Origin of the sequence: Peribacillus sp. NPDC060253 (genome assembly GCF_042727425.1) — a bacterium.
Lineage (GTDB): Bacteria > Bacillota > Bacilli > Bacillales > DSM-1321 > Peribacillus.
Window position 1 is genome coordinate 15,390 of sequence record NZ_JBHXAS010000046.1, and the last position, 21,453, is coordinate 36,842.

Annotated in this window: 19 protein-coding genes and 1 pseudogene; 14 read left to right on the forward strand and 6 right to left on the reverse strand. The window is 41.9% G+C overall.

Annotated features, from left to right (window positions below; all coding sequences use genetic code 11):
• Nucleotides 1–72: 72 nt before the first annotated feature.
• Nucleotides 73–1,305 carry a glycosyltransferase family 4 protein gene (locus tag ACFWE9_RS13745; protein WP_377357223.1) on the reverse strand — a complete coding sequence of 411 codons (1,233 nt, stop codon included), beginning with the start codon at nt 1,303–1,305 and terminating at the stop codon, nt 73–75.
• Between the two features lie 409 nt (nt 1,306–1,714).
• On the opposite strand from ACFWE9_RS13745, the pseudogene ACFWE9_RS13750 reads away from it, so the two are divergent.
• Nucleotides 1,715–1,883 (forward strand): annotated as a pseudogene (locus tag ACFWE9_RS13750) (acetyltransferase); the annotation flags it as partial.
• 136 nt (nt 1,884–2,019) lie between these two features.
• Here ACFWE9_RS13750 and ACFWE9_RS13755 read toward each other — a convergent pair.
• Nucleotides 2,020–2,664 (reverse strand): SDR family oxidoreductase, encoded by a 645-nt coding sequence (locus ACFWE9_RS13755; protein ID WP_377357225.1) that lies wholly within the window; start codon nt 2,662–2,664, stop codon nt 2,020–2,022.
• A gap of 358 nt (nt 2,665–3,022) precedes the next feature.
• On the opposite strand from ACFWE9_RS13755, the gene ACFWE9_RS13760 reads away from it, so the two are divergent.
• The 3 genes from ACFWE9_RS13760 (at nt 3,023) to ACFWE9_RS13770 (ending at nt 5,071) form a co-directional block, all read left to right on the forward strand.
• The gene (locus ACFWE9_RS13760; RefSeq protein WP_230158806.1) at nt 3,023–3,286 is read left to right on the forward strand and encodes a CD3324 family protein; all 264 of its coding nucleotides are present in this window, start codon (nt 3,023–3,025) and stop codon (nt 3,284–3,286) included.
• 150 nt (nt 3,287–3,436) lie between these two features.
• Nucleotides 3,437–4,072, forward strand: a complete 636-nt coding sequence (locus ACFWE9_RS13765) for a FusB/FusC family EF-G-binding protein (protein WP_230158805.1) — start codon at nt 3,437–3,439, stop codon at nt 4,070–4,072.
• Nucleotides 4,073–4,489: 417 nt separating this feature from the next.
• Entirely contained in the window at nt 4,490–5,071 is a 582-nt protein-coding gene (locus tag ACFWE9_RS13770) for an MEDS domain-containing protein (RefSeq protein ID WP_230158804.1), read from the forward strand.
• 63 nt (nt 5,072–5,134) lie between these two features.
• On the opposite strand, the gene ACFWE9_RS13775 is transcribed toward ACFWE9_RS13770, so the two are convergent.
• Nucleotides 5,135–5,563 carry a cytidine deaminase gene (locus tag ACFWE9_RS13775; RefSeq protein ID WP_230158961.1) on the reverse strand — a complete coding sequence of 143 codons (429 nt, stop codon included), beginning with the start codon at nt 5,561–5,563 and terminating at the stop codon, nt 5,135–5,137.
• Between the two features lie 24 nt (nt 5,564–5,587).
• Nucleotides 5,588–6,736 (reverse strand): amidohydrolase, encoded by a 1,149-nt coding sequence (locus tag ACFWE9_RS13780; protein ID WP_290370583.1) that lies wholly within the window; start codon nt 6,734–6,736, stop codon nt 5,588–5,590.
• A 437-nt stretch (nt 6,737–7,173) separates the two neighbouring features.
• On the opposite strand from ACFWE9_RS13780, the gene ACFWE9_RS13785 reads away from it, so the two are divergent.
• The 8 genes from ACFWE9_RS13785 to ACFWE9_RS13820 all read left to right on the forward strand — a co-directional run bounded on the left by ACFWE9_RS13785 (nt 7,174) and on the right by ACFWE9_RS13820 (nt 13,543).
• Nucleotides 7,174–8,502 carry an LLM class flavin-dependent oxidoreductase gene (locus tag ACFWE9_RS13785; protein WP_230158803.1) on the forward strand — a complete coding sequence of 443 codons (1,329 nt, stop codon included), beginning with the start codon at nt 7,174–7,176 and terminating at the stop codon, nt 8,500–8,502.
• Between the two features lie 83 nt (nt 8,503–8,585).
• Nucleotides 8,586–9,119, forward strand: a complete 534-nt coding sequence (locus ACFWE9_RS13790; protein WP_230158802.1) for a GNAT family N-acetyltransferase — start codon at nt 8,586–8,588, stop codon at nt 9,117–9,119.
• Nucleotides 9,120–9,138: 19 nt separating this feature from the next.
• Nucleotides 9,139–9,939 carry an amino acid ABC transporter substrate-binding protein gene (locus ACFWE9_RS13795; RefSeq protein WP_230158801.1) on the forward strand — a complete coding sequence of 267 codons (801 nt, stop codon included), beginning with the start codon at nt 9,139–9,141 and terminating at the stop codon, nt 9,937–9,939.
• 24 nt (nt 9,940–9,963) lie between these two features.
• On the forward strand, nt 9,964–10,635 hold the full coding sequence (locus ACFWE9_RS13800) for an amino acid ABC transporter permease (RefSeq protein ID WP_230158800.1): 672 nt from the start codon (nt 9,964–9,966) through the stop codon (nt 10,633–10,635).
• Between the two features lie 4 nt (nt 10,636–10,639).
• Nucleotides 10,640–11,407: an amino acid ABC transporter ATP-binding protein gene (locus ACFWE9_RS13805; RefSeq protein ID WP_230158799.1), complete on the forward strand. Its 768-nt coding sequence runs from the start codon at nt 10,640–10,642 to the stop codon at nt 11,405–11,407.
• Nucleotides 11,408–11,412: 5 nt separating this feature from the next.
• Entirely contained in the window at nt 11,413–12,753 is a 1,341-nt protein-coding gene (locus ACFWE9_RS13810; protein WP_230158798.1) for an MmgE/PrpD family protein, read from the forward strand.
• Between the two features lie 102 nt (nt 12,754–12,855).
• Nucleotides 12,856–13,353, forward strand: coding sequence for a hypothetical protein (locus tag ACFWE9_RS13815; protein ID WP_230158797.1), 498 nt, complete (start codon nt 12,856–12,858; stop codon nt 13,351–13,353).
• Nucleotides 13,310–13,543, forward strand: coding sequence for a hypothetical protein (locus ACFWE9_RS13820; protein WP_230158796.1), 234 nt, complete (start codon nt 13,310–13,312; stop codon nt 13,541–13,543). Before ACFWE9_RS13815 ends, ACFWE9_RS13820 begins: the two co-directional genes overlap by 44 nt.
• Before the next feature lie 21 nt (nt 13,544–13,564).
• Here ACFWE9_RS13820 and gltD read toward each other — a convergent pair whose 3' ends face one another.
• Entirely contained in the window at nt 13,565–15,046 is a 1,482-nt protein-coding gene (gltD, locus tag ACFWE9_RS13825) for a glutamate synthase small subunit (RefSeq protein ID WP_230158795.1), read from the reverse strand.
• Nucleotides 15,047–15,062: 16 nt separating this feature from the next.
• Nucleotides 15,063–19,607: a glutamate synthase large subunit gene (gltB, locus tag ACFWE9_RS13830; protein WP_230158794.1), complete on the reverse strand. Its 4,545-nt coding sequence runs from the start codon at nt 19,605–19,607 to the stop codon at nt 15,063–15,065.
• Nucleotides 19,608–19,740: 133 nt separating this feature from the next.
• Here gltB and gltC point away from each other — a divergent pair, with 133 nt between their 5' ends.
• Both gltC and ACFWE9_RS13840 read left to right on the forward strand, forming a co-directional pair.
• Entirely contained in the window at nt 19,741–20,643 is a 903-nt protein-coding gene (gene gltC / locus ACFWE9_RS13835) for a glutamate biosynthesis transcriptional regulator GltC (RefSeq protein WP_230158793.1), read from the forward strand.
• A gap of 309 nt (nt 20,644–20,952) precedes the next feature.
• Complete coding sequence (locus ACFWE9_RS13840) at nt 20,953–21,366, forward strand: spore coat protein (RefSeq protein ID WP_377357231.1); 414 nt, start codon at nt 20,953–20,955, stop codon at nt 21,364–21,366.
• Nucleotides 21,367–21,453: the final 87 nt, after the last annotated feature.

Here is a 21,453-nt window from a genome sequence, read left to right on the forward strand (position 1 = left end):
GTCGACAGCCAATTAAATGCGAAGCAGTCTAACCCAACCATCAAAATGAACACCTTCTGACTTCTTGAATATTTATAGAGTGTTACCGACTAAATCTGACAGCGTGGTTTCTATTTTCGACACCAATTTCGTTTTCTCATGATTGAGGGCTAACTTTTTTATGTTTTCTTGTATGTCCATAAACATCTGTTTGTCACTTTTCATGGTTTTTACATACGCCGCCATTTTTGTTAATTCACTATAGTCAAATCCGTGTCCTGCATGATATTTTGTCATGGCCTCATGCTGCCAGCCTTTATAGTTTATTAAGGTTGGTTTTCCGGCTGCCCAAAAGTCAAACAGTTTATTTTGACTATTCCTGTTTAATATTTCATTATTACGTACAAAACACAGACCAATATGGCATATGGCCATTAATAAGTACGCTTCTTTTTTAGAAACCTGATCTAAGAAAATAACGTTGTTTAATTTTTTGCTCTCTTTTACTTGAATTAACCGCTCCTTTTCCTTTCCATCCCCTACAATTAGATAAACAATATCAGGGTCATCTGTCTTTTCAGCAAGTTCTAAAATATAATCGATATTATTGATAAATCCTAATGTGCCCGCATATAAACAGATAAACTTCGCCTTCAAACCTAATTTATCCAATGCTTCTTCTTTAACTTCTGAACAAATTTGAGTGAAATGGTCAATATCCGCAAAGTTAGTGACCGTCGATATTTTTTCCTGTTTAACTCCTTTATTCAATAAATCTTCTTTCATGCCGGGCGAAAGCACGATGATTTTATCAGCTGCCGAATAAATCATGCTTTCTAACGCAAATAAAATTCTTTTCAACCATTTATTTTTTATAATTCCCATCGCAATGGGGATATCTGGCCATAAATCTCTTACTTCAAATACAAATTTGCATCGCTTCACCTTAGCAAGAAGCATTCCTATTAATCCAATTGTCAAAGGAGTCGAGGAAGCATAAACAACGTCTATCCCTTTCTCCTTCACCCCAATAAAAAAACTTTTATACATATAATGAATAAAAGATAGAATTCTTTTCATATAACCAAATTCTTGTTTATATTTCGTTTTGGTTGATATAATCTTTATTCCCCTACAGGGATCTGTTTCATTTCCGGTAATTATGGTGACTTTATTATTTTTGGAAACCAAAAAATTGGCAATTTCATAGGATCGAGTACTTCCTTTATTGGTATTGAAATATTGATGCAAATATAGAACCTTCACTTCATCACTTCCTCTAAAACTATGTTTTCCGCATACAGGTGTCCATTTCCCAATATGCACGATGATTTACAGGTGAATGTTTAGCCGTATGGCGTTAACGTTCACCCCCAGATAACAAATGTACCATTTAAAAAGTCGAGCCTTGTCCCTGTTTTAGCATGGAGCGTTTCAATTTTGAATCGCTCTAATAAATTTGCAACGCTAATATTTACACTTGTTTTTCGTAATATACGAACGTTTTTTCCGACTCCCCCCCTTCTGTCTTTTCCCTTTACCTTGGCATTTCTTTTGAATAAAAAACTGAATATCTCTGTTCAATCAAAATGTCCTCTTTCATGAAATGGTTTTGACAAACTACCGGATACCGAACAGTATGTCCTGGCGATGTGTCTACTTCATTTCCATAAATAGTGTATGAATTTCAATATGCGACTACATAAAAGGTTAAGCTAAATTGCATGGGAAAAGGGATGTTTGTGAAGTGCAAATTGGCACGAATTGCGAGTTGGCTCCTGGAATCGATATGTAGTTCAGGAGTGGAATATAGAAAGCGAGTTACCCTGTGGGGAAATGTCTGGATTGGCGGGAGGGCCATTATTAATCGGGGAGTAACAATAGGGAGTCATACCGTCGTCGATTAATGTGCCGTCTTAAAAAAAGATGTTCCTTAAGAAGTTGTTGGTGGTGGCAAGCGTTGTGTCGTCAAGCATATTGAGGGAATTAAAAAGCAGAGCTCACTCATCTCCCGAGTGGCCCTGCCTTCATTTTTTCATTTTAAATTTCCCTTAATGCTTCTGGGATCGCTGTTTCTCCAGAGATTAAATCAAAAGAACGCTTGTAGGTATTTTCTTCGGTCAATGATGCCAAAATCGTTTGGGCCACATCTTCCCGTGAAATCGGACCTCGTTCCAATGCTTCGGCTGCGGTCACTTTGCCCGTTCCCGGTTCGTTCACAAGACCGCCCGGCCGAATGATGGTATAGATTAAATCGCTTTGTAACAATGCTCTATCCGCATAGTGCTTGGCCACATAATACGGTTTAATGGCTTCATTCCAGTTTTCCCGATTATTGGCCTGGAAAGCACTCACCATGATGAATCGGTTGATGCCCAAATTTTCTGCTGCTTCAATCGTTTTAACAGCACCATCAAGATCGATCAAAAGTGTTTGTTCTGCACCAGTGCTCCCTCCGGATCCTGCTGTAAACACGATTGCATCACAGCCCTTTGCTGCATTTACAATCTCTTCCACTGTGCCCGTTAAACTGACGACTGTGGATTCAATTCCATTTTTCTCAAACTGCTTCCTCTGTTCTTCTTTGCGAATCATTGCTCGCACACTATGCTCCTGGCTATCTTTTAATAAATCTACTAGGTGTTTGCCGATCTTCCCATTTGCTCCAACTACGAATACTTTCATTAAAGTCAGCTCCCATGGTTAGTTTTGTTTCATACAAATTATTTCATGTACTTAGATCATTATCAAACAATCAGCCCGTCGTCGATTCATCGTCTTACATTGGAAAAAGTTTGGCAATCACCCTTTTGTATTTTATACTAATGATAATACGTGTTCTTCAAGACACAAAGGGGAGGTGTAAAGATGGCAGTTCCTGTATTAATGCCACCTTCTGCAGCGTCTCATGCAAAGCCTATTATTGGAGGCGATACTTTGCATGGGGTTAAATTAAGCTAAACTCAATCGCCCTACTTATCATTTCTAATATTCGGCTTTGCACCTTATTTCATTCTAAAAAAAGAATAAGGGGCTGGCAGAAATGAACTATGTAAAAGCAACGGCCGTTTTGCCTGAAAAACTGATCGTTGAAATCCAAAAGTATGTGCAAGGCGAAACCATATATATCCCTAAACCTGAAAAAACCCATCACAAATGGGGGACCTGTTCGGGTTCAAGGGGACTGATCGATGACCGAAATGCCGCTATAAAATCTGCATTCAAAGACGGGCAAACCATTCATCAATTAGCCGAAGAACATTTTCTCTCCGTGGAGACCATCAAGAAAATCGTTTATTCTAAATAGGATTAAATGGAGCACTGATAATGATATCAGTGCTCTTTCTATGTCGAGTACGTTTCTTAGTCGTTTTCCCCCTTTTAATGAGGATGCATTTTCTGTAAAGTAAATAAAAACGTAATATGTATCGCAGCAACAGAAACAGGAGTGAAGAAAATGGAACCTTTTATCAGAAGCGAGCAGTATAACTTCATTAAATCTCAAACACAGATTCTCATAAATGGACATGCGACTGCAAACGATAAGGATGTGATCCACACCCTGAAGACAGTAGCCAAAGAAAGAGTATTAAGCCTATTCAGTGACTTGAGCGAAGAGCAAAAGCAGCTGTTGGATCCTGTTGATACCATTAAAGATCCCGCACAAGCCGACGTCTTACTCTTGCAGGTAAAGCCCTATGTGATCCCCTTTAAAGAAATAACCGAAAAAACGATAAAAAAGGTATTTCCTAAAGCGAAGAAATTAAAAGCCCCTTTGTTGGAAAACATCGATTTGAGAGAGATTTCATACTTGGGATGGGATGATGGCGGATCAGGAAAGAAATTCATCATCGCCTATCACCATAATAAACTCACCGGTTTGAATGGTACCATTAAACCTTCCAACAAAAAGGGAATTTGCGCCATTTGCAGTCGTTTTGAAGAAATAGGGATGTTCATGTCTGAAACAAAAGGAACCGTCCAAGGGACATTCATTAAGAAAGGGAATTATATTTGCCTGGATAGTATGAAATGCAACCAGAATATAACCACTTTAGATAAAATGAATGATTTCATCGGGCGTCTGATATAGTATGAAAAAGCAATCCTTCATCATTGATGGATTGCTTTTTCATTGTTGTACCTTTACTCCCTTAAACAAAAGCCAAAAGGTTAATGATAGCTCTTACTCCAGGATTGGCTATTGCCAAGGAGAATAACGTTTTGTAGTCGGTATGGTTCGGCAGGAGCAAGAACCCTAACTCTAAGTCTCTGGAATAATAAAGTGGCGCAATTTCTTTATTAAGATGAATCAAAAAGAGCTGTGTGGATTCCCATTTACATGATTCGAATCAAGAAATCGGTAAAAACTGCAGACTTCTAAATTACGAACCGGCAAAAGATACCGGCAGTTGAGATAATCTTCTTCTGCGCTAAAAAAATTATCATTTTGCCCTGCTTATAGGATTTAAGTATAATTGAAGAGATACATGAAAGAAGGATTGATATATTGAAAAGCAAAATGAATCAGTTGTTTAAAGACCAAAAGAGCGTTCATGTGCTGTATTCCTATAATGAAGCAGAAAATTACCTTAAGCAGGTTTTGAATTTTATCCAAGACGGCGTCGCGGCAGGAGATTACGTCATTCTTATTGAAAATGATCGTTTATATCCCATTATCCACAAAGAGCTGAGCACGCGGTTGACCAACGATCAAATGAAGTTCATTCACTTTGTAAACAACTTCGATTTCTATTGTTCAAGCGGAAGTTATCATCCCCCTGCGATCGAAGAATACTTTAATAAAATGGTACAGCCCTATGTGGAAAATAAGATCTCTTTCCGATCTTGGGCACATGTGGAGTGGGCAACCATGGAAGAGCCCCTGCATATCATCGAAGATTTCGAGAGAATAGTAGACGAAGCTGTAAACTTGCTGTCGTTTCCCTTAATTTGTGCGTACGAAGGACACAAAATGCCAGACTACCTCGAAAAGATTTTGATGGAAACACATCCCTATATTCTAAACGATAATGATTTTATCGTATCCGAACAATACGTGCCATCGCCTTCGACCGTTATAAAAAAATAGACCACACGCGTAGGAAAACCTCCTACGCGTGTTTTTTTTCGTCGTTGAATGATTGAATGTCCATTATGAATTCCTCGTATATTTCAGCGGGAGCAATTCACTGATTTCCGTCTTGATTGTTTCCCCATCAACATTCAGTATGACAAAGCAGTCTTTTGCATAATCCGAGATTAATTCACGACACATCCCACATGGACTAACAACTTTTAAAGCCCTATTTTCTTCATCAGAATAAGGATGCTTAACCGCCACGATCGTATCAAATTCCTTTTCGCCTTCCGATATGGCCTTGCCAATCGCAATGGCTTCAGCACATACGGTAACCCGGCCAATATACGCTTCAATATGTACGGCATCCACTATTTTCCCTGACTTCGTTCTTAATGCCGCACCAACATGATGCTTATTTTCCTCGTAAAGCTCCGTAATTTTTGCACTTGCAGCCGCTATTAAATCATGATCCGCCCCATTCAATGGATAGGTTTTGATGATAGTACCTCCTTCTCTTCTACTACTTTATTTAGGGATTTTTTTTAACGCTTCTACAGCCAATAAGCGGAAATAAGAAGCGGCAGGAAAAAGTGCCGTTTCATCTACTATAAACTTAGGATGATGGAGGTCATACGGACCGCCTGAACCTATCATTACGAAAGCACCTGGTATTTTTTCTTGGTAAAAAGCGAAGTCTTCCCCTATGGAGCTAGCTTCTAACGTTTTTGTCGTGTAACCGGCTGTGTCTCCTACCTGAAGCGCCAAATCTGCCCACTCAGGCGTATTATCAACTGATGGGGGGCCTGGATGCCACGATAATTCAACGTTTGCATTGAATGTTTCACTTATACCGTGTAGGACTTGTTTCATACGTTTCTGAATGAACTCTCGTTGGGTTTTACTGAATGTGCGGACGGTTCCTTCCATATATGCACTATCTGGGATAACATTCCACGTTGAGCCACTATGAATTTGAGTGATGCTCAAAACAGCGGACTCTTTTGGTGCCACATTTCGGCTGATGATGGTTTGCAACGTTGAGATAATATGTCCTGTTATGATAATCGGATCATTTCCCTCTTCCGGTTTGGCCGCATGTGAGCCAGTTGCTTTAACATGCACTTCAAAGCGATCGACACCCGCTGTCAGTGCGCCATGTTTTGTCCCTAACTCCCCAACTTTCAACGTCGGATCATTGTGAAGACCAAAAATCACATCCACATCATTCAACACACCGGTTTCCATTAAAGCACTTGCACCATGCCCCGTTTCCTCCGCAGGTTGAAATATCAAACGAATCGTTCCGGACAGAGCTCTTTCTTCTTTTTTTAATAAAAAAGCAGTCCCCAAAATGACAGAAGTGTGAAAATCATGACCACATGCATGCATTACGCCTACATGCCTTGAAGGGAAGTCCACCTCAGATTGCTCCAAAATTGGTAAAGCATCAATATCGGAGCGAAGTGCTATCGTAGGTCCCGGCTTGCTCCCTTTTATCTCAGCTACTACACCAGTTTTTAATGAAAAATCAAGGATCTCAATATTTTGAGATTGAAGTGCATCTTTAATTTTTTTTGTCGTTTCAAATTCTTGGTTTGATAATTCAGGTGTCATATGAAGATCACGCCTGAATGCCAATAGATAATTTTCCAATTCTACATTGCTTATAGTCAACGGTTGTCCATCTCCTTAAAAACCCGAATATTAAAGAACGAAAGCTAACGGAATATCAAATGAAGCACTATCGATAAGCTATTTGATAAACGTGCAAAGGATGAGTTCTAATTTAGGTGGTATCGTAAGCATCATAACAATGAATTCCCAAAAATGAAAAGTGTTTATTTTGAATATTTTAACATTGACATTTTATTATACAAGATGCTACCATTTGAAGTAATTTACTATATTAGATTAACGTATCAATTCAAAAAAGGAATAAATTATTACGGTAGAAAAAAAGGAAAGACATACATACACATTGTCGGAAGAAACCCTCTTCTAAACTGGAAGCGGGTTTTTATTTTAGACTTAATTCATAGTAAACCAGTAAGGATATTAACATTATAAATCCACTGCGTTTAAAAGTGAAGACACAAAGGAGCAATTGACACATGAAAAAGAAAACAGTAAAACTTGGTGTATTTTTGGCAGGAACAGGACATCACGTAGCTTCATGGAGACATCCTCACGCCAATCCGAAAGCCAATATGAGCATCGATTACTTTAAGGGTTTGGCGCAGACTGCCGAAAAAGGTTTATTTGATTTATTATTTTTGGCAGATAGTTTATCAGTTGCAAAGGACTCGCATCCTAATATTCTGACTCGATTCGAGCCATTGACCCTGTTATCTTATCTAGCCTCGGCGACTTCCAATATTGGTTTGGTTTCAACGGCCTCTACCACATACGAAGAACCCTTTAATGTTGCTAGAAAATTTGCTTCTTTAGACCATATTACCTCCGGCCGCGCTGGATGGAATGTTGTCACAACGTCCCTTGCCTCTACTGCTGTAAACTTCAATAAATCAGAACATTTAGAACATGGTCTTCGTTATAAAAGGGCGACTGAATTTGTTGAAGTTACCAAGAAATTGTGGGACTCATGGGAAGACGATACGTTGGTTATTGATAAAGAAACAGGACAATTCATTGATGAAAGCAAGTTTCATGAAATCAATCATCAAGGTGAGTTTTTTTCTGTAAAAGGACCATTAAATATTTCTCGCTCACCTCAGGGGCATCCGGTCATCGTACAAGCAGGCTCTTCTGGCGATGGGCAATTGCTTGCAGCTAAGCACGCAGAGATTGTCTTTACTGCCCAGGAGAACAAGGAGGACGCGATTTCTTTCTACCATGAATTAAAAGGTCATTTGGCCGCTTTTAATCGGGAGAAAAGCAGCTTGAGTATTATGCCAGGTTTATTCCCGATTGTGGGACAGACCGAGAAGGAAGCCCAAGAAAAGTACGAGGCATTGCAGGAGCTGATTATTCCCGAAATAGGATTGGCTGTTATGGGAAGGTATTTTGGAAATGTGGATTTTTCGAATATCCCTTTGGATACACCGTTTGCTGATATTTCGTTACCAGATAATGTAGATAGCATCCAAAGTAAATATGATTTGATCATAAAACGGGCGATCAATGAAAATTTGACGTTACGTCAGACATATCAGTGGGTTGCTGGATCACGTGGACATCATATCGCGATTGGAACACCAACGCAGATCGCGGATAAAATTGAAGATTGGGTGAATGGAAATGCAGCTGACGGCTTTAATATTATGTCAGCCCTATTACCTGATTCTTTAACAGATTTTGTTGAACTTGTTGTCCCTGAACTGCAATCAAAAGGGATTTTCCGTACGAAATATGAAAGTAACACATTACGAGGGAATCTTGGCCTGGATAAACCGGTCAATCAATATTCTCATAAGCTTTAAAACATCAAGCACCTGGCGGATAAATTCAAATAGACAGAATCACCCAGCCGAAGAGGAATTAACTAGAGCATAGGAGGCGCAAGATGAGTCAAATCTTTCGTGAAGTACGTGTAGAAGATGTCGATAAATTTCTTCAATTAACATTGGATGCTTATGCAAGTATTAGAGAGTTGGATATTCACTTTTCTGCGGCAACGGCCACAAGAGAGGAAGCAATTAAGCATATATCCGAAAATAAGGTGTATGTTCTGGAGGAAAATGGGACATTCATTTCCACCGTATCAATTCGGTTACCGTGGGGCCCCAATCCTGGCCCGCTTGTATTGCCACACATAGGCTGGTTCGCTACAAACCCTGCATATAAGCGTCAAGGCATAGGCAAAAAAGTTCTGTCATGGCTCGAGGAAGAAATTTTGAAGAAGCAACTGAGAGCCCCCGCGGTTACACTTGGAACCGCGGATAATCATCCATGGCTAAAAGAAATGTACGAAAATAGTGGATTTGAAGAAATAGGTCAAAAAGATTTAGGCAAAGGTCATCTCACAATATATTTGAGGAAAATCTTGTTACCAGGACAATATCAAGCTTGGACTGAAAAACATAATCAAACTATTTAAAAATCGGAGGAAAATAACGATGAAAAAAATACTTTCCCTTGGACTCTCTTTACTTTTCATATTAGTACTTGCAGCATGTGGCAATTCAAAACAAGAGGATACGGCCAAGGATTCCGAGCAAAAAACAATCAAAGTGGGGTCAACTGGCCAAAGCTATCCAAACGGTTATCAAGAGGATGGTAAATTAATAGGTTTTGACGTAGAAGTTACAGAACGCATAGCTGAGGATTTAGGATACAAGGTAGAGTGGGTCACTTCTGATTTCAGTGGGATAATGGGGCAATTGGGATCAGGTAAATTAGACACCGTTGCGAATGCGGTTGCTATAACACCAGAACGACAAGATCAATTTAATTTTACAGAGCCATATAGTTATTATGGTGCACAAATCGTATCAAGCACAAAAAACAATGATATTAAAAGTTTGGATGATCTTAAAGGCAAAACAGTTTCCGGTGTGTTGGGGTCTAATAACGTTGCGAACCTAGAAAAATATGATAAAAACGGCGATATCAAAATACGAACCTATGAAACTCGGGATGGCGCAATGCAAGATGCCATTAACAACCGTGTAGATGGATATATCAATTCCCGCCCAATCCTAGTTGCAGAAATAAAGAAAAATGATCTTCCGTTAAAACTAGTCGGTGATCCAGTGGCCTATGAAAATGTAGGATATCCATTTCCCAAGACAGAAAAGGGCAAAAAATTAAATGAAGAATTCACGACAGAAATAAAAAAACTAAAAGAAGATGGTACATTAGCGAAGCTATCCAAAAAATATTTTGGTGAAGATATTACCACGAATTCCGGCGAATAAGCATAGCGGAGGTTTTAAAGCATTATGAATTTTGATTTACAATATATGTTGGAAATTTCCCTACAAATCGCAAAATTTATTCCGATCACTCTGGTTTTAGCCATCATTTCGATGGTTTTAGCCATTATTATCGGACTAGTAGTAGCCTTAATAAAAAATAGCAATATTTTTGGAATCACCCATTTGGCAGGCTTATATATCTCTTTATTTCGAGGAATGCCAACATTGGTACTATTATTCATCATTTACTACGGTTTACCACAGTTATTCCCATCGTTGTCAACGATGGAAGCACTCACGGCGGCGATTATTGGATTTAGTTTGAAAGAATCCTCTTATTTAGCAGAAATTTTCCGAGCTGGATTGAACTCCGTGGATAAAGGGCAGATGGAAGCTGGCCTTGCAACTGGCATGAAAAGAGTGCAAATTTACTCGCGAATCATTTTACCACAAGCTGCTTTAAATGCATTGCCAGCAACAGGGAATACATTTATATCTTTGATTAAAGAAACGTCCCTTGCCTTTACATTAGGAATTACGGAACTATTTGCAGAGGGAAAAATGATTGCATCCGCTAACATGCGCTTTTTCGAGACGTATTTGGTGGTTGGCTTGATTTACTGGCTATTGGTTATTCTTTATTCTTGGATACAAAAATATCTGGAAATTTGGCTCAGCAAACCACTTAGAAGGTGATCATATGATAAAAGTAAGAAACTTAACCAAGCATTTTGATGATAAACAAGTATTGAACGATATTAACTTGGATATAAGAACTGGGGAAGTTGTCGCCATTATTGGTCCATCTGGTTCTGGAAAATCAACGTTATTACGCTGTCTGAACTTGTTGGAAAAGCCCAACAGCGGCACCATCGAAATCAAGGATGTAAAATTGGATACCCAAAAATATAAAGAGAGAGACGCGTACCAATTAAGACAGCAAACAGCGATGGTATTCCAACACTATAACCTTTTTAAAAATAAAACAGCTTTAAGAAACGTGATTGAATCTTTGCTTGTCAGCAAAAAGATGAAAAAAGAGGAAGCCATTCAAATCGGCGTGGATTTATTGAAACGGGTCGGCTTAGAAAAACAAGCGAAACAATACCCCGCTACCTTATCTGGTGGACAACAGCAGCGTGTTAGCATCGCTAGAGCATTAGCGGTAAAACCACATGCCATTTTATTTGATGAACCTACCTCCGCTCTAGATCCCGAATTGGTTAATGAGGTTTTACAAGTAATACGGGAGTTAGCGAAAGATGATACCACAATGGTGATCGTGACGCACGAAATGCAATTTGCGAAGGAAGTGGCTGACCATGTCATTTTCATGGCAGATGGACATATTATCGAACAAGGCACCCCAGAACAAGTAATTGAACATTCTCTTAATCCGCGAACTCAGCGTTTTTTACGGCAAATGGGAGATGAAACGGACGGAGCTGCCAGGCAAAAAAGGATGTGAAGTGTATGAACACGGAAAAGTTATCTGAATTGATTTATCATTCCAATCCGTTGGTAAATGAAGAAGTACTACAGGCTGCCATCGAAGGACTTCTAGATTATCTTGCTGTTTCCTATCAAACAAAATCCGAAAAGGAAATTTCGATTTTAAAGCAAATCATTTTGGAAGAAGGCGGAAATGGGACGAGTTACTTGATTGGAAGTCACATACATGCAACAAGATCCCAAGCAGCACTCTTCAATGGCTTTCAAGCTCATTTACTAGATTATGATGATGTACATTCAGATGTACGAGGTCATCCAAGCGCAGTCATTTTGTCTGCTTTGTTAGCAGTTGGAGAACCTGAAATGCCTGGGAAACGTTTTTTAGCTGCCTATGTGGTTGGTGTGGAGATTATGGCTCGGTTTGGAGAAGCTATGAACCCATATCATTATACAAAAGGTTGGCATAACACAGCTACACTTGGCGTAATAGCTGCAGCTGGTGCGGTTGCGTATTTACGGGAATACTCACCGCGCTTAATAGCTGAAACGATGAGTCTTGCTGCTACCCAATCGGCGGGTCTCCGACTCCAATTTGGTACCGTGATAAAGCCGCTCCATGTAGGGATTGCTGCCAAAAACGCTGTGGATTCCGCAGATTGGATTCGGATGGGATTACATAGCAACCCCGACTTTTTGAACGATAAGAATGGTTTCTTTGAGGTATATGCAGAAAATGGAGTTCCAGATTTGACGGCGAACTGGGGAAAGACATGGCGGATCGTAACACCAGGATTATGGTTTAAACAGTATCCTTTTTGTTCTGCTGCGGCACATGGCGCTGATGCAGCTGTCTTTTTACATAAGGCGTATGATTTGTCGGAAGATGACATTGAATCCGTGAGTGTTTGCTTTCCTCCAAATGGTGATTCCGCTTTAATTCACCATAACCCATCGACTGGTGAAGAAGGAAGATTTTCGATTGAGTATATTGTATGGCTCGCGCTAACAGGCAAACCCCTGACCTTTGCTTCTTTTGAATCGAAACCGATCCCCCATTCATGGAGAGAACCCTTTCAAAAAGTAAATAGAGAGACGGATGCAACGATCAAGCCTTCCAAAGCAGCACTCCCAGTGGGACGATTTACAATTGTGACCGTGACCACAACGAATGGGGATGTACTTTCGAAACGAATCGATACACCTAAAGGAAGTCCTGGGAATCCATTAACAAAATCCCAGCTAAAGGAAAAATTGCTTAAAGCCGTCGGAGATGAAGGAGAGACAGAGAAAATAATAGCAGCTGTCCATGCACTGACTCACACATCACTTGGTGTTTTTCAAAAAGCTGACTATAGAAGCTGACAGATTGTAAATAAGGCGAACAGTATTTATATACTGCTCGCCTTATTTGTATATCATCCTAATCTATGATGTCCTTTTTCTTTAGCACGGTATCCTTTACTCGTGAGTTTCGGTGCTTTACTCGTGAATTTCGGCGTTTTACTCGTGAGTTTTGGCATTTTACTCGTGAGTTTTGGCGTTTTACTCGTGAATTCGCATTTACTCTTTAGTTTCGGCGCTTTACTCGTGAGTTTTGGCATTTTACTCGTGAATTCGCATTTACTCTTTAGTTTCGGCGCTTTACTCGTGAATTTCGGCGTTTTACTCGTGAATTCGCATTTACTCGTGAGTTTCGGCGCTTTACTCGTGAGTTTTGATCATTTACTCGTGAGTTTTTGGCGTTTTACTCGTGAGTTTCGGCGCTTTAATCGTGAATTTAGGTGCTTTACTCGTGATTTTTGGCGTTTTACTCGTGAGTTTCGGCGCTTTACTCGTGAGTTTTGGCGTTTTACTCGTGAATTTAGGTGCTTTACTCGTGATTTTTGGCGTTTTACTCGTGAGTTTCGGCGCTTTACTCGTGAGTTTTGGCATTTTACTCGTGAATTCGCATTTACTCTTTAGTCTCGGCGCTTTACTCGTGAGTTTCGATCATTTACTCTTTAGTTTCGGCGCTTTACTCGTGAGTTTTGATCATTTACTCGTGAGTTTTGGCGTTTTACTCGTGAGTTTCGGTGTTTTACTCGTGAATTCTGACCATTTACTCGTGAATACCACATTTCCAACTACAAAAAAGAAGCACCATAATCAATGATTATGGTGCTTCTTTTTGCAATTATGGCAATACTGATGCGCCCATCAAGTAGCGGTCCACTTCACGAGCCACTTCTCGGCCTTCATTGATCGCCCAGACGATGAGGCTTTGCCCTCTTCTTGCATCTCCGGCAGCGAAAACGCCTTCGACATTCGTTCTGTATTCGCCATAGACGGCATCAATTTTTTGATTGACCGTTTCTACTCCAAATTGGGTCAATAGCGGTTGCTCTGTCCCCTCAAATCCGATTGCGATGAAAACGAATTGTGCAGGCCATACTTTTTCAGTTCCTGGAACTTCCCTGAAAATGTATATTCCATCATCGCCTTTGACTTTTTCCATTGAGATTGTGTGCAGTTCTTTAACGTTGCCATTCTCATCCGCTACGATTTTCTTTGTTTGGATTGAATATTGACGCGGATCGGCACCGAATTTCGCTTCCGCTTCTTCATACGCATAATCAAGGGAAAAAACATTCGGGTAGGCTGGCCACATATTATCAGATGTACGGGCCGTCGGAAGGATGGGGTGCTTCCCGAATTGTACGACGCTCTTACATTCCTGGCGAAGTGCAGTCGCTACACAATCCGCTCCTGTATCCCCCCCGCCAATGACGATGACGTCCTTACCCTTTGTGTCTAAAAACTTGCCGTCTTCAAAATTGGAGTCCAACAGGCTTTTAGTGGAGGTCGTCAAGTAATTCATTGCAAGGTGGATGCCTGATGCCCCACGTCCTTCAATTTCCAGGTCACGCTGCTTTTGGGCACCTGTGCAAAGGATGACTGCATCATATTGTTCTTGCAGTTCTTCGGCTGAAATATCTTTGCCTACTTCTGTATTGGTAATGAAATCGATGCCTTCCTGGGTCAATAATTTGATTCGGCGTGCAACGACATCTTTTTCAAGCTTCATGTTTGGGATGCCGTATGTCAACAGCCCGCCCGCACGGTCAGCGCGCTCATAAACCGTGACCGAATGACCTGCTTGATTCAACTGATCGGCACTCGCCAATCCTGCCGGGCCTGAACCGATGATGGCAATTTTCTTGCCGGTCCTGCTTTCAGGAATGCGTGGCGTGATCCAGCCATTTTCAAATCCTTTATCGATGATGGTCCGTTCAATGTTCTTGATGGTAACGGCAGGATCGCTTATCGCTACCGTACAAGACCCTTCACAAGGGGCCGGGCAGACGCGCCCGGTGAATTCAGGGAAATTATTCGTTTTCGATAAACGGTCCAATGCTTCTTTCCATCTGCCGCGGTAAACCAAATCATTCCACTCCGGGATCAGATTATTAATCGGACAGCCCGTCGTTACCCGGTTCAATTCCATGCCCATATGGCAGAAAGGGGTGGCGCAGTCCATACACCGCGCTCCCTGTGTACTTAACTTTTCATAAGAGAAAGGAGCTGTATACTCTCTCCAGTCGCTTAAACGAGTGAGAGGATTCCGGTCTTTTGGTTTTTCTCGCGGATAATCCATAAATCCTGTTGCTTTTCCCATCTTTCTCTCCCCTTCCTTACTGCATCACAGCTTGTTTAGTGATTTTTTTATCTTGAACGGCATTTGCTTGAAATGCACTCATGATCGCTTCTTCATCCGATAGCCCTGCATGCTTCTGCTCTTCGATGCTTTTCATCATCCGTTTGTAATCTTTCGGAATGACTTTTACGAATTTCTTTGCGAAAGTCTCCCAGTTCTCCAGTACATAAGAAGCCTTGGCACTCTCTGTATAATGAAGGTGGCTGTGAATCATTTCTTTTACCTCGCTTGCATCATCCCCAAGCGTCTCGAATTCTATCATTTCAGCATTGCATAATGCCTTGAATTCTTCTGCATCATCAGCTAGTACATAAGCGATACCGCCTGACATGCCTGCTGCGAAGTTTTTGCCGACGTCGCCCAGAATGACCACACGTCCGCCTGTCATATACTCACAGCCATGGTCTCCAATTCCTTCAACGACAACATTGACTCCACTGTTCCGGACCGCGAATCGTTCTCCAGCACGGCCATTAATGTAGGCCTCGCCGCTTGTTCCGCCGTATAAGGCGATATTTCCTGCAATTACATTGTCCCCGGCCTCAATCTGATTCCCAGCAGGTGCCGTGATAACGATTTTTCCGCCAGATAAGCCTTTCCCAACATAGTCATTGACATCGCCCGTCAAATACATCGACATCCCATTTGGAATGAAGGCACCGAAGCTCTGGCCCGCCGATCCCGTAAAACGAAGGATGATCGTATCTTCAGGCAAGCCCAATTCTCCATAACGCTTGGATACTTCACTGCCGACAATCGTTCCAACAACACGATTCACGTTGGTAATCGGGAAGCTGACATCCACTTGGGTTTGATCATGTAAAGCAGGCTGCACCACAGGTAAAATCTCACGGATATCCAAGGATTCTTCAATTTTATGGTTTTGCGGAAGTTGGTACGTACGTATTCCCTCCGGTTGGAAAAGAAGTGTCGTCAAGTCCAGATGCTTCGCTTTCCAATGGTTTTGTGCCCGCTCGCTCACTTGTAAAACATCAGTACGGCCGACCATTTCTTCCAGTGTTCTAAAACCAAGCTCAGCCATCGTTTCCCGCACTTCCTCAGCTATGAAGCGCATGAAATTAACGACATGATCCGGATCTCCAGTGAATTTGCTGCGAAGCTCAGGGTTTTGAGTAGCTACCCCGACTGGACATGTGTCCAAATGGCAAGCACGCATCATGACACAGCCAAGGACCACAAGCGGTGCTGTAGCAAAACCGAATTCTTCCGCTCCAAGGATTGCTGCCATGACCACATCGCGCCCCGTCATTAACTTACCATCCGTTTCAAGGATTACACGGCTGCGCAGGCCATTCAGCATCAATGTTTGGTGTGCTTCGGCAAGGCCCAGCTCCCAAGGAAGACCAGTATGTTTGATACTCGTTTTTGGTGATGCACCCGTACCGCCATCATATCCACTAATAACGATGACATCCGCGGCACCTTTGGCGACACCGGCTGCAATCGTGCCTACTCCAGCTTTTGAGACAAGCTTGACGCTGATCCTGGCATCACGATTCGCATTTTTCAAATCATGGATCAGCTGTGCCAAATCTTCAATTGAATAGATATCATGATGTGGAGGCGGTGAAATCAGACCAACACCTGGTGTGGAACCACGGACCTCTGCGACCCAAGGATATACTTTGTTCCCGGGCAGCTGGCCGCCTTCGCCCGGCTTTGCACCTTGTGCCATTTTGATTTGAAGTTCATCGGCATTAACAAGGTAATGGCTTTTCACACCAAAACGACCAGATGCAATTTGTTTAATTCCGCTGCGGCGGTTATCGCCGTTTTCATCCACTTGGTAACGGCTAGGGTGCTCCCCGCCTTCACCACTATTGCTTTTTCCGCCTAAACGGTTCATTGCTATCGCTAATGTTTCATGTGCTTCCTGACTTAGTGAACCGAATGACATCGCGCCCGTTTTAAATCGGCTGACGATGGATTCAACGGATTCGACTTCATCTATCGAAATGCTTTGGCGCTTTTGATCGAACGAGAATAAATTCCGTAAAAACCCGAGTCTTTCTTCATTCGCCAAGTTTGAATATTGTTTAAATAAATTATAATCGCCTTTGCGGCAAGCCCATTGTAGCGTATGGATCGTTTTAGGATTGAAAGCATGATGTTCCCCTGTTTTTCTCCACTGAAAATCGCTTCCGCTTTCAAGTGTTTGGTCATAAGAATCAGCTGCAGCCTTCCTATGGCGAATCAACGCTTCATCCGCGATCGTTTCCAAATGGATCCCACTAAGCTGCGATGCCGTACCGCTGAAATAGCGTTCGATCACATCAGCACCGATTCCGACCGCTTCGAAAATTTGTGCGCCGCGGTAACTTTGAATCGTGGAAATCCCCATTTTCGACATCACTTTTACGATGCCTTCTGTCAACGAGCGTACATACTTCCTTACCGTTTCTTCGTAGCTGATGGCTAAACTGCCTTCCAATACAGCCTGCTTATATGTTTCATAAGCAAGGTACGGGTAAATCGCATCCACTCCATACCCGATTAGGGATGCGTAATGATGGACTTCCCTTGCTTCCCCCGATTCAACGATAATGCTCACTTTCGTACGGTTCCCATGACGGATCAGCTCTTGATGAAGGGAGCTAGCAGCCAGCAGGGAAGGAATCGCAGCCTTATCTTTGCTCATATCCTTGTCAGATAGTATCAAAAGGCTGACACCATCAGCGATCGCTTGTTCCGCTTCACGACAGATGCGATCAAGTTCGCTCTCTAAATCTTCTGAAAATAAAGTGTGAATGACTTTGCTTCTGAATTCCGGATAGGCATTTTCTTTCAACTGCTGCATTTGACCTGGCGTCAAAACAGGTGAATCCAATTGAATGCGGCGGCTGTTCGTTTCATCCGGTTTCAGCAAATCTCCTTCCGCACCCAGAAATGTCATCGTTGACGTGACGATTTGTTCACGAAGCGAATCGATTGGCGGGTTGGTTACCTGTGCAAAGGATTGCTTGAAATAGTTGAATAGTGATTGCGGGCGATCAGATAAGACCGCTAACGGAATGTCATTCCCCATGCTTCCCAGTGGATCTTTACCTTCGTTAATGACCGGCAGTAAATATTTTTGGACATCTTCATATGTGTATCCGAAAGCTTTTTGCCTGAATAATAAATCATTCAATGGCTCCCCTTTGAATACTGGTTCTTCGTCACATAATTGAACAAGCTGTTCGTCCAGCCATTGCTGGTATGGTTTTTCCTGAGCCATTTCCGACTTGATTTCTTCATCGGAAACAATACGGCCTTCCTCTAAATCTATTAAAAGCATTCTGCCTGGGCTTAAACGATCTTTATATAATACATTCTCCGGCTCCACATCGATCACGCCGACTTCAGAGGAGAAAATGATGTAATCATCTTTTGTCACATAATACCTTGCAGGCCTTAGACCATTTCGATCCAGGATGGCACCGATTTGCTTGCCATTCGTAAAGGATATGGCTGTCGGTCCATCCCATGGCTCCATGAGCATGCTATGATATTCGTAAAATGCCTTCTTTTCCTTCGTCATATGCGGGTTTTCCGTCCACGGTTCAGGAATGAGCATCATGGCAGCATGTGCCGGTTTACGACCAGCAAGCACGAAGAATTCAAGTGCATTATCAAGAATCGAAGAATCACTTCCGTCTATATCCAAAATAGGCAGGACCTTTTGCAGGTCATCTCCGAATGCTTCCGAAACAAACTGCTGCTCACGCGCCTTCATCCAATTCACATTGCCTCTAAGCGTATTGATTTCGCCATTATGGATCAGGTAACGGTTTGGATGTGCCCGTTCCCAACTAGGAAAAGTATTCGTGCTGAAGCGGGAATGCACTAAAGCGAAGGCCGAAACGAAAGCCTCCTGTTGAAGGTCAAGATAAAAAGCGTCCACCTGCTCTGGCGTCAACAATCCTTTGTATACGATCGTAGCACTTGAAAGGCTGGCAAAATAAAAACGATTGCCACGTTCACGAGCCCAGTTTTCAGCTTGTTTTCTAATAATGAACAATTTACGCTCAAAAGCTAAATCATCGGTAATCCCAACGCTTGCCCCGATGAATACTTGGCGGATCGTCGGACATGTCTCCTTGCCGACCTCCCCAATTTTAGTTGCATCAACAGGAACCGTTCTCCAGCCTAATAGCGTTTGGCCCTCTTGTTCGATAATTGCATTCAAACGAGCTTCTATTTCATTCCGTTCATCATCATTGTTAGAGAAAAAGAGCATGCCTACACCATAGCGTCCTTTTGCCGGCAAGTTCATTTCCGGGCATGCCAGCCTGAAATATTCATCAGGAATCTGCACCATTAATCCTGCGCCATCTCCTGTAAGAGGATCACTGCCCTGTCCGCCGCGATGATCTAATTGGCACAGCATATTCAGTCCTTGTTTGACGATGTCATGTGTAGCAAGCCCTTTTAAATGAGCGTATAAACCGATCCCACATGCATCATGTTCAAATTCAGGATGGTAGAGCCCTTGTGCCTTTGGTATTTGGTTGTATGTCATATTAATCGCCCCCATCGTATTCTTACACCGTTATGTCACTTACATTTATTCTAGGTTTTCAAATCGATATAAACAATATATAATTCTAATAGAATCTATCTCAATTTGAGATGAATGGCAGGAGGATGAATAAATGGAACTACGGCAATTACGTTATTTTGTTGAAGTCGCCGAGCGAGAACACGTCTCTGAAGCCGCAGAGCACCTGCATATCGCACAATCAGCAATCAGCCGGCAAATCTCCAGACTGGAAGATGAACTTGGCGTTCTTTTATTCGAAAAGGTGGGTCGAAATATTCAGTTAACCCCAATCGGTAAAATATTCTTGATTCATGCAAAGACGGCGATACAGGCGATAGAATATGCCAAATACCAAATTAAGGAATTTTTGGATCCTGAACACGGAACCATTAAGATCGGGTTTCCAACCAGCCTTTCCACCCATTTGCTGCCTACCGTCATTTCCGCTTTTAAAGATGAGCAGCCTAATATTGCGTTCCACTTAAGACAAGGTTCTTATTCCGCTTTAAAGGAAGCTGTCAAAAATCGCGAAATCGGATTAGCCTTTCTTGGACCAATACCGACAAACGATCCCGACATAGAAGGGCATATCCTATTCACGGAAAGCCTTTCCGCTTTACTGCCCATCACTCACCCATTAGCTGAAAAGAAGAGTCTGCGTCTCAATGACTTACGAAATGATCCATTCGTCTTGTTTCCAAAAGGATACATCCTTCATAGTATCGTCATCGATGCATGTAAGGCAGCAGGTTTCACACCGAACATTGCATCGGAAGGTGAAGACATGGATTCCATTAAAGGGCTCGTATCAGCAGGAATAGGAGTCAGTCTGCTTCCTGAAAGTACCTTTTATGAAGTCACTCCAAGACTGACTGTCAAAATCCCGATCGATACACCCGAAGTCAAACGGACTGTCGGCATCATCACACCAAAAAACAGGGATCTGGCACCATCCGAAAAGGTTTTTTACCAATTTGCGAAAAAGTTTTTCTCTGTTCTCGAGCAATATCAATAATTCATGGTTTGTGAATGTTCCATTCGTCCGTCCTTAATGCACTCAGCCCCATCAGTGAATTTGAATGATGATGTATATGAAAGAATGGAGCGTTTGCCCTACCCCTCTTTCAGAAAAGTTGTGGACGAATTTTGGAAAGCTATATCCATAAATGATTTCACTAGACAACTTACAAATAGTCCACTGTTCGAGTAACGTATCAAGATTATTCGTTCAGGAGGATTTTAAATGAAACCCACTCATCCACATCTTGCTTAGCATGAAACACTCAAGCTTCATGAGTTGGTCACGGCCCAGTCCAATGCCCTTATGAAATTTAAAAGAGCTTATCCAAAAATAAAAGACCCCATTTTAAAAACGATATATAGGCAAACGATTGATGCCCTTACCCAAAACATCACGGAGCTGCTGCAATTTTACCCATTGACGCCTAAGACAGGTCGGGATGACGATGTATTAAAAGATGACGCATCGGCCGCTGCTGCCGGGGAATTACTGGGCTTTGCCAAAACATCCATCAAAAGTTATGCCCTTGCCATTACTGAAACAGCCACCCCTTCTCTTCGAAAAGTATTTAAGAAACATTTAAATGGAGCCATCGATACCCATGCCAAGATTTTCAACTGCCTATATGAAAGAAACCTCTATCCTGCTTACGACTTAAACCAATTGCTTCAAAATGACGTCGATGTTGCCAATAAGGCTCTTTCCCAACCATTCTAAATGCAAAAAAGGCAAGCATATAGATTGCCTTTTTGCCGTGTTCCGATTCCGATTTTTATTATAATGTTATAATATATAAGCTGTCTC